Below are 16,188 nucleotides of genomic sequence, written 5' to 3'. Positions count from 1 at the left end.
GCCGCGTGGTACGCCGTTCAGGTCCGGCGTGACACATTCAATCTCATCAATGCCCGTCAATCGCTGCGCGAGTGAACGATGGCCATCGGTTGTCATGACGCAATCCTTGTTGTTGTACGAGCCGCGAACGGCGACCCGTACAAAATAGGCTTCGGCTGTTCGGAATATCAAGCAGCGTCAAACAAAAAGGTGCAGGAACCGCCGAAGGCTGCGATCCTGGCCTGAACAACATGGTCCCCGTAATCACGCCCTGACAGCACCACCGTTTCCTGCCCTGACCACACCGTACCTGTAGGAGCTGCCGAAGGCTGCGATCTTTTGACTTTGCTTTTTAAAGGCAAGATCAAAAGATCGCAGCCTTCGGCAGCTTCTACGGGGATTGTGTCTGTCAGGGGAGATACAGGCTGAACACGCCACCGCCCAAGGGGCCGCCATTGCTGATTTCGGTGCGTCCGCCCACGCCGTTGCGCTGATGCAAGGCGGCAATCCGTCCGGCAAAGTACAGGCCCAGGCCGGTGCTGCCACTGCTGTGGTTGATGCCCTGCACGTAATCGGCCTGACGCTCGATCATCGAGGGCGGATAACCCTCACCATCGTCGTTGATGGTCAGCACCAGTTGCCCGGCCTCATCGCTGACGCTGATCAACAAGGCATGGCGGGCGTAACGAATGGCATTGTTGATGCAGTTGGCGAGTACCGAGGCAATCAGTTCCCGGTCGAAGAAACCCAGCGGGCTCAACGGGTCCACTTCATAGCTCGCGATAATGCCGCGGCTGGTGAACACTTCCTGGTGAGCCGCCAGTTGCGCCTCAATGAAATCATCCAGCTCATGGTAAGCCGGCTGCAACGGCATCTGGTTTACGCCGAGTTTGTACAGCCCCAGCAATTGCACCAGCATGCCATTGAGGTGGGCGAACTCGAAGTCGATCACGCCCTGCTCCGGGGTGTGTTGCTCGGGATCGGGCAAGCGCGCCAGCCATTGGCTGTGCGCCTGCATCAGCATGGCCAGGGAGTTCTTCATGTCATGCACGGTAGAAGCAATCACCGTGGAGAAGTCGAGTGACGGTTCGCTGTCGATCATTCGCCGAACGCCTTGATTTTCAGTTTCTGGTAGCGCGGATAACGCGCGTCGGTATCGGGCATCAGGCCGACGGTTTTCAGGCAGGCCCGGCATTCTTCCAGTTCGGCCGACAGCACGCTGGTGTCAGTGCCGTGCAGCAATGACTGCGCCATGTTCAGGGCAATACTGATGTTTTTCGGCTGCAACGCCAGGGCTTTGCGGAATACATCCCGGGCCTCCACCAGGTTGCCGGTCTTGTACACCCGCACGCCCTGACGATTGAGGTCGGCGGCCGCGTTGCCGGAGTTGAGGATGGTCGGGTCGTCAGTCAGTTTGGCGATGCCTTTCATCACAGTCGGATCGTCGCCGTAGATTTCCGCACAGTTTTTCAGCATCGAAGCGCCGGCACTCGCCTGCCCCAACATTTGCAGCTGCTTGGCCACCAGCAACGCCGCTTCGGCGCTCATGAACTGCTCCATGCCATCGAGGCGCATCATCGCCTGCTCGGTGAGCTTCTCGGCGGTTTCGGCATCGTTGAGCAACAGGCTGGTGGCTTTCATCAGGCGCGCACGAATCTGCAGGCCGGGGTCGGAAGGGTTCTCCTTCGCCACCGCACTCAGCGTGGTGTTGATTTCGAGGCGGGTCCGGGTGTCCAGGCCCTTCTCGCTGCCCTTGCTGATCAAGGCATGGGCCAGGCCGAGGTTGCTTTCCGCATCCTTGAAACGTGACTGCGCCCCTTGGGCCACCGCCTGGCGATAGGCTTTGGAAGCGGTATCGAAATCCTCGTTGGCCATTGCCAGCTTGCCCAGTAACGCTTGTCGGCGCACCGCCAGCGGCGACAGGCGAATAGCCTCTTCCAGGACTCTCTGCGCCCCCTTGGTGTCGCCTTCGGCGACTAGCACATCGGCCATGCCGTCGTAGAGAGCCGGCATCATCGAAAAAACTTTCAGAGCCTTTTCATAAATGCCTTTGGCTTGGCTGACCTGGCCGCGCTTGAACAGCAACTGGCCCAACCCGGCAAATGCCCATGGCAAAGGCCGATCAGCAATGATGCTGTCATAGAGACGCTCCAGCGCTTCGTTCTGGTTCAAATCGCGCAACGCATCGGCGCGGTAACGCAGGCACAGCGGCGAATACCGAATGTCCTGTTTGCACAGGGCAATGCAGGCATTGAGCACTTCAACCGGTTTGCCCCGGTCAAGGGCTTGCAGGATCGGTTTGAGCAACGTTTTGCGCTGCTCCAGCCGTTCCAGGCGCTGGGCCAGGCCGGAACGGTTGAACGGCTTGGTCAGGTAAGCATCAGGCTCATGCTCCAGTGCGCTGAGGACCATGGCCTGGCTGGTTTCGGCAGTGACCATGACAAACACGCTTTCATGGCTGATCAGTTTCTCGATCATCAGGTCTTCGAGTACCTGCTGACCGTTCTTCTTGCCGTCGCCCAGATGGAAGTCCTGCAGGATGAAATCGTAAGACTTCTGCGAGCACATGCGCAGCGCCTGTTCACCGGTATCGGCGGTGTCGACGTCCTTGACGCCCAGCTCCCGCAGCATGGACCTGACGGAACTGCGGAAATCCGAGAAATCATCGACGATCAGGAAGCTTTTTTGGTGATACGACAGCATCGAAGATTTCCAGGCAATTTAAGAAGAACAACCTAAAGGCAGTTACACGGATGAACTCAGCGTCGCGGCCGTTTTTCGGGCGCGCAGATGATAGCGGGAGGCCATAGGCTATCAAGCGATTTCGCACAATTCCGTGATCACACGTGCCGGCCGTCAGCGACGAAACTCACACGGCCGATCGGGTTATCGGCCAGTAGTCGCGTTCCCTTGAAGCGACGGGAATGCAATCGTGCGTTTGGTGGTCAAAAACTTATATAACCCCACAAATGCGCGCTAAATAATTGAAGGCCTTATTGAAAAACGGGATTATTCTGAATTGACGCGCGTTTATACCCGCTTGAACTCAATACGCTTTACATCGCCAGCAAAGGCAGAAGAAATGACCACCAACCCCAAGCACTCGGCCACGGCTCCTGAGCGAAAGGCCCTGAGCCCCAGCACCCTGGACTTTCCGGTGGTGGGTATTGGCGCGTCAGCGGGCGGGCTGCAAGCCATTAAATTGTTCTTCGAGAACATGCCTCACGATAACGGCATGGCGTTTGTGATCATTCTTCACCTGTCGCCCGACCATCAGAGCATCGCAGACAAGATCATCCAGGAATCGACCCGGATGCCGGTTCTGCAGGTCACCGAAACCGTGCCGATCGAAAAAAACCGGGTGTACGTCATCTCACCCGCGCAGCGGCTGACGATGAATGACGGCAACCTTGAGGTCAGTGAAAACGATCCACAGTTGGGACGCCACGCCTCGATCGATCTGTTCTTTCGTGATCTGGCCGAAGTACACCAGGAACGTGCCTTTTGCCTGGTACTTTCCGGCAGTGGTTCCGATGGTGCGGTTGGCTTGTCACGTATCAAGGAACACGGCGGCATCACCATGGCCCAAGTGCCGGAAGACGCCGAATTTGACGGTATGCCACGCGCAGCCATCGAGACAGGCATGGTCGATATCGTATTGCCCGTGGTCGAAATGCCGCAAAAACTGCTGGATCTATGGCATAACTCCCAGGAAATCAGCTTGCCAATCGCCAACGACCCGGAACTGCAAACCATCGCCTCAGTGTCCGAGCGTGATGCAGCGCTCGCCGAACAAATGCTGCATGACGTGCTGATCCAGTTGCGCACCGGCACTGGTCATGACTTCAAGCACTATAAACGCGCGACGGTATTACGGCGGATCGAGCGCCGGATGCAGGTCACGGCCCAGCCGGACCTGGTGGCTTACTACCGCTACCTGCAAAGCAATCCCGAAGAAACCAAGGCGCTGCTGGGGGACATGCTGATCGGCGTGACCAACTTCTTCCGCGATCGCGAAGCCTTCGAAGCGCTGGAGCGCGATATCGTGCCGCAACTGGTCAGCGCCGCGGTCTCGGCGCAGCCTGAGAAAGAAGAAATTCGAGTGTGGTCGGCTGGCTGCTCCACCGGCGAAGAAGCCTACAGCCTGGCGATGCTGGTCAACGATCAGCTGCAACTGGAATCCAGCCAAGCCTCGTTGCAAATTTTTGCCACCGACATCGACGAACGCGCCATCAGCATCGGCCGGGCCGGCCTGTACCCGCAAGCGATCGTCACGGATGTGCCGCCGACGCGGCTGCGGCATTACTTTATCAAGGAGGATGACCACTATCGGATTCGCAAGGAAATCCGCGAGAAGGTGCTGTTCGCCAAACACAGCCTGTTATCCGACCCGCCTTTCTCGCAAATCGACCTGATCGTTTGCCGCAACCTGCTGATCTATCTGGATCGCGAAGTACAGCGCGAAATCCTTCAGATGTTCCACTTTGCATTGCGCCCTGGCGGCTTCCTGTTCCTGGGGTCTTCAGAAAGCGCAGACGCTTGCCATGATCTGTTCACGCCGGTAGACAAACGCAACCGGATCTTCCGCGCCAAGACCGGCACCGCCAATAGCCGACGCACGCCGACCGTGCCGCGCGGTGGTTATGTGCGCAGCAACGTTTCCCGCCAGACACCGCAAAACGCAGTGCCGCGCAAGCTGTCCTTCGCCGACATCCACCAGCGCGCCCTCGAACGCGCCGCCCCGCCGAGCATGATCGTCGACGCCAACGCCGACATCTTGCACATGAGCGAAAGTGCCGGGCGTTTCCTGCGGCATGTGGGCGGTGAGCTGTCACGCAACCTGCTGACGCTGATCCTTCCGGAGCTGCGCCTGGAGATCCGCACCACACTGTTTCAGGTCCAGCAGAGTGGCCTGGCCGTCAAATCCCGCGAGGTGCCGATCAAGCGCGAAGATCGGCGTTATAAGGTCAATCTGGAGGCGCAGCCTTACAAGGACGAAGAGTCGGACGGCGAGTTCGTCCTGGTGATTTTCGAGGAGGTCGAAGTCGATCCTTCGCAAGTGACGACCACGACCCTGCTGCAAACCGAGAGCCAGGTACTGTCCAACCTGGAGCGTGAACTGCAGCGCACCAAGCTGCACTTGCAGGACACCATTGAACAATCGGAAATCTCAAGTGAAGAACTGAAAGCCTCCAACGAAGAAATGCAGGCAATCAACGAAGAATTGCGCTCGGCCACCGAAGAGCTGGAAACCAGCAAGGAAGAGCTGCAATCGATCAACGAAGAGTTGCTGACGGTCAACTACGAGCTGAAAACCAAAGTCGAAGAAACCGACAAGATCAACGACTACCTGACCAACCTGATCGCCTCCACCGACATTGCCACGGTCTTTGTCGACCGCAGCATGCGGATCAAATGGTTCACCCCGCGCGCCACGGACATTTTCAGCATGTTGCCGATGGATACCGGCCGTTCACTGCTCGACATCACCCATCGCCTGCACTACGAAGAGCTGGCGAGTGATGCCGCCCAGGTATTCGAATCATTGAACATGATCGAGCGTGAAGTCAGCAGCACCGATAAGCGCTGGTACATCGCCCGCCTGCTACCCTACCGCTCCAGCGAAGACCATATTGACGGCACGGTGTTGACCTTCATCGACATCACCAAACGCCGCGCGGCCGAAGAAGAACTGCGCCTGGGCGAAGAACGCATGCGCCTGGTGGCCGAAAGCACCCGCGACTACGCGATCATCACCCTCGATGAACAAGGCGTGATCACCAGCTGGAACAAAGGCGCCGAGCTGATCTTCGGCTACAGCAAGGCCGAAGCCGAAGGCGCTTACTACGACTTCATTTTTTCTGCCGAAGACCGCGCCTCCGGCGTGCCCGAAACCGAGCTGCAAGGGGCTCGTACCCATGGCCGTTCCGAGGATGAACGCTGGCACCTGCGCAAGGACGGCAGCCGTTTCTATTGCAGCGGCGAGGTGACCCTGCTCAGCGGTGACAACCTGCGAGGCTATGTGAAAATCGCCCGTGACCTGACCGGCCACAAACGCCAGCATGAAGAGCAGAGTCAACAACTGGCCGAGACGCTTAACACCAATTACCTCAAGGATGAGTTCTTCGCGGTCATGTCCCACGAACTCAAGCATCCGCTGAACCTGATCCAGCTCAACGCCGAACTGCTGCGGCGCTTGCCGGTGACCAAATCTGTGGCGCCGGCCGCCAAAGCCGTCAGCACCATCTGCGATGCCGTCAGCAGCCAGGCACGGATCATCGATGACCTGCTGGACGTTGCCCGTGTGCGAACCGGCAAGCTCAAGCTAAAACCGGTGGCCGTGGACCTGACCAGTGTGCTGCACGATATCCACACTGTCGTGCTCAATGATCGGCACAGCACCACCGTCGAATTGCAAGTACCGTCGGAGCCGTTGATGGTGTGCGCCGATCCGACGCGCCTGGAGCAGATCATCTGGAACCTGGTGAACAATGCACTGAAATTCACCCCACCCAACGGCCACGTGCAATTGATCGCCCGGCAGGCCGGAAATATGGCTCGCCTGGACGTCAAGGATGATGGCATCGGTATCGCGGCCGAGCACCTCGAACACGTATTCGACCTGTTTGGCCAGGCAGAAACACAGCACGCCAACCACCAACGTGAGGGGCTGGGCATCGGTTTGTCGCTGGTCCGCCAGTTGACCGAGGCCCAACGGGGTACGGTAGAGGTGAGTTCCCCGGGCGTCGGGGAAGGCTGTACCTTCAGTGTCTACTTGCCACTGGCCAGCACCGAAGGCGAAACCCGAACCGAGGCTCAAATCGACGATGTGTCAGGAAGACTGAGCGGCTTGACGATTCTGCTGGTCGACGACTCTGCCGAGGTACTGGAAACCCTGAAAATGCTGCTGGAAATGGAAGACGCCGAAGTCATTGCCTTCGATCGTCCGGTGGCCGCCCTCGACGCGGCGAAAAACACCCGTTTCGATCTGATCATTTCGGATTTGGGCATGCCGGTCATGAACGGCCATGAGCTGATGAATGCATTGCGTCAGTTGCCGCTTGCCAAGGATGTGCCGGCCATTGCCCTGACCGGCTATGGCGCCAGCAGCGACATTAAAAAGGCCCGCCAATCGGGTTTTAACCAGCACATTGGAAAACCGGTTTCCTACGATGACCTGATCACAACCATCGAGTCCCTGCGGCAATCCCAGGCCTGAGGACCCGGCAATGGCTTAGCGCGATCCCTGTCGTGAAACTCCTCACGCAGCATGATCCCATGGTCATCAGCTGGTTCGAGCGTAAAAACCGCCAGAGCAAATGCGCTGGCGGAGGTTTTCTAACAAGTGAGCACTGACATTTAATCGGTAGCCCAATACCTTATGACGCAGCCGGCCCAGGCCCCACTGGGGTTTCAGCTCATTCGGGCAAAGTCACTATTGAGTGCCCATGGCCTCTTCGCCAAAAACAAATCGACATAATATTGACACCGAAAATACCCGCCCGTCGGAATATTGGCACGTCGTACTGTTAGCTGCGGTTAACACCTTTACAAAGCCTGCCCCCACAACTAAACACACATCAAACTGATATCAGGAAAGGCCGTACTCCTGAGTCGGTGCTCTCTCAAAATACGGCCTCATCCAGCCATTATTTCAGGAGTCCCTGCCACATGGGTGCTCTCAGTCTATTGCGTGCCATGTGCAGCGCAGCCCCAGCCTCGGGCTCACATTCGCCCGACCTGCCCTGCGATCCGCTCCTCAAGCGCGGCGAACTTTTCCATCTTCGCAATACCCGCGCGCCTCTGCCGGCAGCGCCTGGCCCGTCAGGCCGGCGATGTCCGGCGGCCGCCTCGCACCACTCCTGAACTACCAGAGCGGTGCAAGAACGGGACTTCTTCCTGCTAGCAGTCCCTAGCGATTCTAAAAACAAAAAAAATGGCATTTCCGGGAGAAAGACATGGCAACCACCACAACGACTAGCGACGGCACCGTTACTTCGCTTTCCAACACTCCGCAGGCGCAGGACGACATTTTCACTGCTGGAGTTATTGGCACGAGCACCGCGGCCATCACCGAAGACCTGCTGGGCGTCGTGTACCTGGACGTCATGTCCAATGACCTCGGCGGCAGCGCAAAGACACTGTGGTCACTCGATGACGCGACCAGTCTTTCTACCGCCACCAAGATTTATGCGCCGGCCGACCTCCTGATCCAGGACACGGGCAGAATTGAGGCGACAAGTACTGACACCAGTTTCAACGGAGCAAAGATCTGGATTACCTCGGATGGCAAAGTCGGCTACGACGCCGCTACGTTGTCGACTGCTTTCAAGGCACAACTTCAGTCGCTGGCGGGTGGAGGGACTCTGACGGACACCTTTACCTATGCGATTCGTCTCGGCAACGGCACGCTCAGTTGGGCCACTGCGCAGGTGCAGTTCGCAGGTGCGAATGACAGCGTGACGATGAGCATAGGTGTGCAGGCCGGCACAGTAACCGAAGATGCGACCACGACATCGAGCCCGACCGATTCGCTGAGTGCGACAGGCACTATTGCCTTTAGCGATGTTGACCTGAGCGACACGCATACCACTTCTTTCGTGGCTGCGGGAGACAACGCCACCGCGCTGGGCAATTTCACCCTTGCATCAGTAACTGAAGCGGCCAACGCAGCCGACGGCACGGTTAACTGGACTTACACCCTGAATAATGCGGCAGCCCAATCCCTGGCCCAGGGGCAGGCAGTTACTGAAACCTATGTGGTCACCATCAATGACGGGCATGGTTCGTCGACCACGCAGAATGTGACTATCACCATCACCGGCACCAACGACCAGGTGCAGATCACCAGCGGCGTACAAGCCGGCGATGCCGGGGAAGACAGCGGCGACTACGCAGCCAGCGGCAACATCACCTTCACCGACGTCGACCTGATCGATACCCACAGCGTCACCGTCACGCCGGGCGCTTCCGGCTATCTTGGCAGTTTCACCACTAATCCACTGAGCGACAGCACCGGCACGGGCAGTGGTTCGCTGGGTTGGAACTTCGCGGTGAACAACACCGACCTGCAGTTCCTCGGCGAAGGCCAGAGCGTCACGCAAACCTATAACGTGGCGATTGGCGACGGCGCGGTGCAGACCGTGACCATTACTATCACCGGTACTAACGATCGGCCGACGCTGACGATCGCCGACAGCAGCGGCGCAATGAACGAAGGTAATGGCACCGCCACGCTGAGCGACAGCGGTGCACTGAGTTTTGCCGATGTGGACAACATCGACGTGGTGACTGTGTCGCACAGCTCCAACGGCAACATCGCCTGGAGCGGCGGCACGCTCAATGCGGGCGTGGCTTCGGCACTGGTGGCCGGTTTCTCGGTCGATCAGAACAGCTGGGACTACAGCAGCAACCAGAACCTCGACTTCCTCGGTGCGGGTGAAACCATCACCTTCTCGTACACGGTGGTTGCCACCGACAACAGTGGCGCGGCTAATGCTGCTTCGGCGACGCAGACTGTGACCATCACCCTCACTGGCACCAATGACGCACCCGTGCTCAGTTTCGCGACCGGCAACGATATCGGCGCGGTAAAGGAAGACACCACGCTCAGCGTCAGTGGCCAGTTCAGCTCGGCCGACATCGATCACGACGCCACGACCAGTTGGACCATCAATGGCTCGGCTACGGGAACCTACGGCTCGATCGCCGTCGACAGCACCGGCCAGTGGACGTACACCCTGGCCAATGGCACCGATGGTGTCGCCAGTGCCGTGCAATCGTTGAAGGCTGGCGAAAGTCATAATGAAGTGTTCAGCGTGCAGGTCAGCGATGGCCTCGGCGGCATCGATACTCAGCTGGTGACCGTTACCGTCAGCGGCACTAACGATGCGCCCGTACTCAGCTTCGTGACGGGCAACGATGCCGGCGCGGTAAAGGAAGACACCACGCTCAGCGTGAGTGGCCAGTTCAGCTCGGCCGACATCGATCACGACGCCACGACCAGTTGGACCATCAATGGCTCGGCTACGGGAACCTACGGCTCGATCGCCGTCGACAGCACTGGCCAGTGGACGTACACCCTGGCCAACGGCACCGACGGTGTCGCCAGTGCCGTGCAATCGTTGAAGGCTGGCGAAAGTCATAATGAAGTGTTCAGCGTGCAGGTCAGCGATGGCCTCGGCGGCGTCGACACCCAGCTGGTGACCGTCACTGTCACCGGCAGCAACGACGCACCCGTGCTCAGCTTCGCGACCGGCAATGATGCCGGCGCGGTAAAGGAAGACAGCACCCTCAGCGTCAGCGGCCAGTTCAGTTCGGCCGACATCGATCACGATGCCACGACCAGCTGGAGCATCAATGGCTCGGCTTCGGGAACCTACGGCTCGATCGCCGTCGACAGCACTGGCCAGTGGACGTACACCCTGGCCAACGGCACCGACGGTGTCGCCAGTGCCGTGCAATCGTTGAAGGCTGGCGAAAGTCATAATGAAGTGTTCAGCGTGCAGGTCAGCGATGGCCTCGGCGGCGTCGACACCCAGCTGGTGACCGTCACTGTCACCGGCAGCAACGACGCACCCGTGCTCAGCTTCGCGACCGGCAATGATGCCGGCGCGGTAAAGGAAGACAGCACCCTCAGCGTCAGCGGCCAGTTCAGTTCGGCCGACATCGATCACGATGCCACGACCAGCTGGAGCATCAATGGCTCGGCTTCGGGAACCTACGGCTCGATCGCCGTCGACAGCACCGGCCAGTGGACGTACACCCTGGCCAATGGCACCGACGGTGTCGCCAGTGCCGTGCAATCGTTGAAGGCTGGCGAGAGTCATAATGAAATGTTCAGCGTGCAGGTCAGCGATGGCCTCGGTGGCGTCGACACCCAGCTGGTGACCGTCACCGTCAGCGGCACTAACGATGTGCCCGTACTCAGCTTCGTGACCGGCAACGATGCCGGCGCGGTAAAGGAAGACACCACGCTCAGCGTCAGTGGCCAGTTCAGCTCGGCCGACATCGATCACGACGCCACGACCAGTTGGACCATCAACGGCTCGCCAACTGGAACCTACGGTTCGATCGCCGTGGACAGCACCGGCCAGTGGACGTACACCCTGGCCAATGGCACCGATGGTGTCGCCAGTGCCGTGCAATCGTTGAAGGCTGGCGAAAGTCACGATGAAGTGTTCAGCGTGCAGGTCAGCGATGGCCTAGGCGGCATCGATACTCAGCTGGTGACCGTTACCGTCAGCGGCACTAACGATGCGCCCGTACTCAGCTTCGTGACGGGCAACGATGCCGGCGCGGTAAAGGAAGACACCACGCTCAGCGTGAGTGGCCAGTTCAGCTCGGCCGACATCGATCACACTGCTACGGCCACTTGGAGCATCGCGGGTACGAATACCGGCACCTATGGTTCGATCGCGGTGGATAGCACTGGCAAATGGACTTACACCCTCGCCAATGGCACCGACGGTGTCGCCAGTGCCGTGCAATCGTTGAAGGCTGGCGAAAGTCACGATGAAGTGTTCACCGTGCAGGTCAGCGATGGCCTCGGCGGCGTGGACACTCAGCTGGTGACCGTTACTGTCACCGGTACTAACGATGCCGCCGTGTTGTCCGCCGACATCGCCAACCTGACCGAGACCAATGCCCCGCTGACCACCAACGGCACGCTGACCATCAGCGATGTCGACAGCGCCGCGACCTTCGTCGCCCAACCCAACACCGCCGGCAGTTACGGCCAGTTCTCCATCGGCACTAATGGTGCCTGGAGCTATGTCGCCAATAACGCCCACAACGAGTTCGTCGCCGGCACCACCTACACCGACACCTTCGTCGTGAGCAGTGCCGATGGCACCCTCACTTCGGTCACCGTGCATATCCTCGGCACCAACGATGCCGCCGTGTTGTCCGCCGACATCGCTAACCTCACCGAGACCAATGCCCCGCTGACCACCAACGGCACGCTGACCATCAGCGATGTCGACAGCGCCGCGACCTTCGTCGCCCAACCCAACACCTCCGGCAGTTACGGCCAGTTCTCCATCGGCACTAATGGTGCCTGGAGCTATGTCGCCAATAGCGCCCACAACGAGTTCGTCGCCGGCACCACCTACACCGACACCTTCGTCGTGAGCAGTGCCGATGGCACCCTCACTTCGGTCACCGTGCATATCCTCGGCACCAACGATGCCGCCGTGTTGTCCGCCGACATCGCTAACCTGACCGAAAACAATTCCCCGCTGACCACCAACGGCACGCTGACCATCAGCGACATCGACAGCGCCGCGACCTTCGTCGCCCAACCCAACACCGCCGGCAGTTACGGCCAGTTCTCCATCGGCACTAATGGTGCCTGGAGTTATGTCGCCAATAGCGCCCACAACGAGTTCGTCGCCGGCACCACCTACACCGACACCTTCGTCGTGAGCAGTGCCGATGGCACCCTCACCACGGTCACAGTCCGCATCACCGGCAGTAACGACGCCGCCGTGTTGTCCTCGGCCAACATCGTGCTGACCGAAACCAATGCCCCACTCACCACCGGCGGCAGTCTCACCGTTAGCGACATCGACAGCCCGGAAACCTTCCAGGCCCAATCCGGTACCGCCGGCGCCAACGGAACCTTCGCCATCGATGCCGCGGGTAACTGGAGCTATACCGCCAACTCGGCCTTCGACGCACTCAATGTCGGCGACAACCTGAACGACACCTTCACGGTACTCAGTGCCGACGGCACCGCGACCTCGGTGACCGTCACCATCAAAGGCAGTAACGACGCCGCAGTGCTGTCCTCAGCCAGCGTCACGCTGACCGAAACCAATGCCCCACTCACCACCGGTGGCAGTCTCACCGTTAGCGACATCGACAGCCCGGGAACCTTCCAGGCCCAATCCGGTACCGCCGGCGCCAACGGGACCTTCGCCATCGATGCCGCGGGCAACTGGAGCTATACCGCCAACTCGGCCTTCGACGCACTTAATGTCGGCGACAGCCTGACCGACACCTTCACGGTACTCAGTGCCGACGGCACCGCGACTGCGGTGACGGTGACCATCGACGGCAGCAACGACTTGCCAACAATCACCTCCAACGGCGGTGGTACGACGGCTTCGGTCAGCGTGGCGGAGAACACCACAGCAGTTACAACGGTGGTAGCAACCGACGTTGATCTTCCGGCACAAACACTGAGCTACAGCATCGTCGGCGGAGCGGATGCCGCGAAGTTCTCGATCGTTTCAGGCACAGGCGTGCTGAGCTTTGTCTCTGCGCCCAACTTTGAAGCGCCGACTGACTCGGGAACCAACAACGTCTATGACGTGATTGTTCGGGCGTCGGACGGCACGTTGTTTGACGACCAGGCGATCGCGGTGACCGTGACGGGGGTCAACGATAACTCCCCGGTGATCACCTCCAACGGTGGTGGTGCGACGGCTTCGGTCAACATGGCGGAGAACACCACGGCGGTCACGACAGTGGCGGCGACTGATGCCGATCTGCCAGCGCAAACCCTGAGCTACAGCATCGTTGGCGGAGCGGATGCCACGAAGTTCTCGATCGTTTCAGGCACAGGCGCGCTGAGCTTTATCTCTGCGCCCAACTTTGAGGCACCGACTGATTCGGGAACGAACAACGTCTATGACGTGATTGTGCGGGCATCGGACGGCACGCTGTTTGACGACCAGGCGATCGCGGTGACCGTGACGGGGGTCAACGATAACTCCCCGGTGATCACCTCCAACGGTGGTGGTGCGACGGCTTCGGTCAGCGTGGCGGAGAACACCACGGCGGTCACGACAGTGACGGCGACCGATGCTGATCTTCCGGCGCAAACCCTGAGCTACTCGATCCTGAATACGGCCGGGACGGACTTCAGCAAGTTCTCGATCAGTTCAAGCGGGGTGCTGACGTTCAATTCGGCGCCGGATTACGAGAATGCCCAGGATGTCGGTGGTGTTGACGGTGACAATGCCTATGTTGTGGACGTTCTGGTGGCGGACGGTAATGGCGGAACCGACACGCAGACAATTACGGTAAACGTGCAAAACGTAGTTGAGACTCCGGTTGATACCGTGGCGCCGACTGTGACTTCCATAACCGCGACCACAACGTCAGGGACACCGTTAGGGAACACCGGTAGCGGCAAAATAACCATCACGTTCAGTGAAGCTGTGAGTAACTTCGATATCGATGATTTAAGTATCACCGCAGACCGCGGAACCCTCAGCAACTTCTCCGGTAGTGGCAATACTTATACGGTGGACTTCACAAGAACCAACAATGGATCTGTAAAAGTCAGTGTTGCAAACACCTATACGGACTTGGCTGGCAATGCGGGCGTTGCGTTCGGCCCTAGTACAAACCTCCCGGCAGGTGTGGCTGGCGAACCCATCAATCTAGCCCTCAACATTCCGTTGGCCGAAATTAACGGCCCGATAATGGTGACGATCAGCGGTGTTCCCTCGGGATGGATATTCAATGCAGGAACCGATAACGGCGACGGCACCTGGACCGTGCAGACCAGCGATCCCGGCTCACTGACCGTGACAACCCCGGCCGACTTCGCCGGTGCGCTGGTGCTTGATGTCAACATGACCTGGACCAATACCGATGGCAGCATTAGCAACGCCTTCATCTCCGACAACGTCGAAGCCTACGCAACCGGCTCACCGATCTTCGCCCTGTCAGCGGACGACAACCTCACCGGCTCCAGCGGCGCCGACTTGTTCGTCTTCGCCCAGCCGATCGGCAACAACGTCATTCACAGCTTCGATGCGGCAGCGGACAAAATCGATTTGATCGGCTTCCCGGGCATCAACAGCTTTGCTGACTTGAGCATCACTAACGACGCCAACGGCAATGCGCTGGTCAGCATCGGATCCGGCCAGTCGGTCACCCTGAAAGGTGTCGATGCGGCGGACGTGAGCGAAGCGAACTTCCAGTTCGATGTGGATCCGGTCATGACCAATACCGGTACCCTTACCATTGCCGACGGCGCGATCATGCCGTTCGGTGGCAGCATTCATAACAGCGGCACCGTCGAACTCGGCTCCACCGGAAGCGAAACCGAGCTGGAAATTCTTTTCCGCGGTGCGACCTTGACCGGTGGCGGCCAGGTACTGCTATCCGACAGCGCGCAAAACGTGATTTTCGGTGGCAGCGCCGACACGGTCCTGACCAACGTCGACAACCGCATTTCCGGCGCCGGCCAGTTGGGCGCCGGGCAGTTGGTATTGGTCAATGCAGGCCTGATCCTGGCCAGCGGACTGAACAGCCTGGTGCTCGACACCGGCACCCACACCATCACCAACAGCGGCGTGCTGGAATCCACGGGTGAAGGCGGCATGACGGTCGCCAGTGCGGTCGACAACTCCGGCCACTTGTGGGCCAACGGCGGCGACATGCGCCTGCTGGCCGACGTGATGGGCAACGGCAGCGCCACCATCGACGGCGACGCGACACTGACCTTTTCCGGCGCAGCACACGGGTCCGTCGCCTTCCACGGCGAAGGCGCGGGCACGCTGGTAATCGCACAGGCCGAAGCGGCGGGTTCCTTGGTCGGCATCCTCGGCCTGGAAAGCGATGACATGCTGACCTTCGGCGATCTCGCCTTCGGCGCCAACACCCAGCTCAGCTACAGTGCCAACGCCTCTGGCAGCGGCGGCCTGCTGACGGTGGACGACGGCATGCACCGGGCCGAGGTGAACCTGCTAGGGCACTACACAGTGGAGGATTTCCAGGTCACCGACGGCGAGGCCGGTACCCAAGTCAGTTACAACGGAGCATCCAGTGGCACACTCGTGGGCAGCATGGCGGCAGACGTACTCAGTGGCGGCGACGGCAACGACATCCTGGCGGGTCGTGGTGGGGAGGACACGCTCAGCGGTGGCGCGGGAGCCGATATGTTCGCCTATCTCAACGCGGCGGAAGGCGGGGACACCATCCTCGACTACAACTTCGCCGAAGGCGACGCACTCGACCTCTCTGCACTGCTCAGCGCCAACTTCGTTAGCAGTATCAGCCAGGCGTCCGACTTCGTCCAACTGACGCAATCAGGCAGCGACATCACCGTGAAGGTGGATGCCGACGGTGCAGCCAATGGTACGAACTTCGCCGATGTGGCGGTTCTTGCCAACACTGGCACGAGCGGTACCGATCTGGTGCGCACCTGGTTTGGGGAGGCTGACCATACGCTGACGGCTTGATGTTGGG

4 protein-coding genes are annotated in these 16,188 nt (G+C 59.5%); 2 read left to right on the top strand and 2 right to left on the bottom strand.

Annotation, left to right across the window (positions count from 1 at the left end; translation table 11 throughout):
• Positions 1 to 388: 388 nt before the first annotated feature.
• Positions 389 to 1,081: a sensor histidine kinase gene (locus ACZ89R_RS25690; protein ID WP_429547694.1), complete on the bottom strand. Its 693-nt coding sequence runs from the start codon at positions 1,079 to 1,081 to the stop codon at positions 389 to 391.
• Complete coding sequence (locus ACZ89R_RS25685; protein WP_429547695.1) at positions 1,078 to 2,682, bottom strand: response regulator; 1,605 nt, start codon at positions 2,680 to 2,682, stop codon at positions 1,078 to 1,080. The genes ACZ89R_RS25690 and ACZ89R_RS25685 overlap by 4 nt, the downstream gene beginning before the upstream one ends.
• Before the next feature lie 379 nt (positions 2,683 to 3,061).
• Between ACZ89R_RS25685 and ACZ89R_RS25680 the strand changes: the two genes are divergently transcribed.
• Positions 3,062 to 7,198 carry a CheR family methyltransferase gene (locus ACZ89R_RS25680; protein ID WP_429547696.1) on the top strand — a complete coding sequence of 1,379 codons (4,137 nt, stop codon included), beginning with the start codon at positions 3,062 to 3,064 and terminating at the stop codon, positions 7,196 to 7,198.
• Between the two features lie 739 nt (positions 7,199 to 7,937).
• The gene (locus ACZ89R_RS25675; protein WP_429547697.1) at positions 7,938 to 16,181 is read left to right on the top strand and encodes a VCBS domain-containing protein; all 8,244 of its coding nucleotides are present in this window, start codon (positions 7,938 to 7,940) and stop codon (positions 16,179 to 16,181) included.
• Positions 16,182 to 16,188: the final 7 nt, after the last annotated feature.

Source organism: Pseudomonas sp. TE3728, assembly GCF_056279145.1.
This window is presented reverse-complemented; position numbering and strand designations above follow the sequence as displayed.

Coding starts and splice junctions, on each gene's coding strand:
- ACZ89R_RS25675 (WP_429547697.1), top strand. CDS start 7,938: ATGGCAACCACCACAACGACTAGCGACGGCACCGTTACTTCGCTTTCC.
- ACZ89R_RS25680 (WP_429547696.1), top strand. CDS start 3,062: ATGACCACCAACCCCAAGCACTCGGCCACGGCTCCTGAGCGAAAGGCC.
- ACZ89R_RS25690 (WP_429547694.1), bottom strand. CDS start 1,081: ATGATCGACAGCGAACCGTCACTCGACTTCTCCACGGTGATTGCTTCT.
- ACZ89R_RS25685 (WP_429547695.1), bottom strand. CDS start 2,682: ATGCTGTCGTATCACCAAAAAAGCTTCCTGATCGTCGATGATTTCTCG.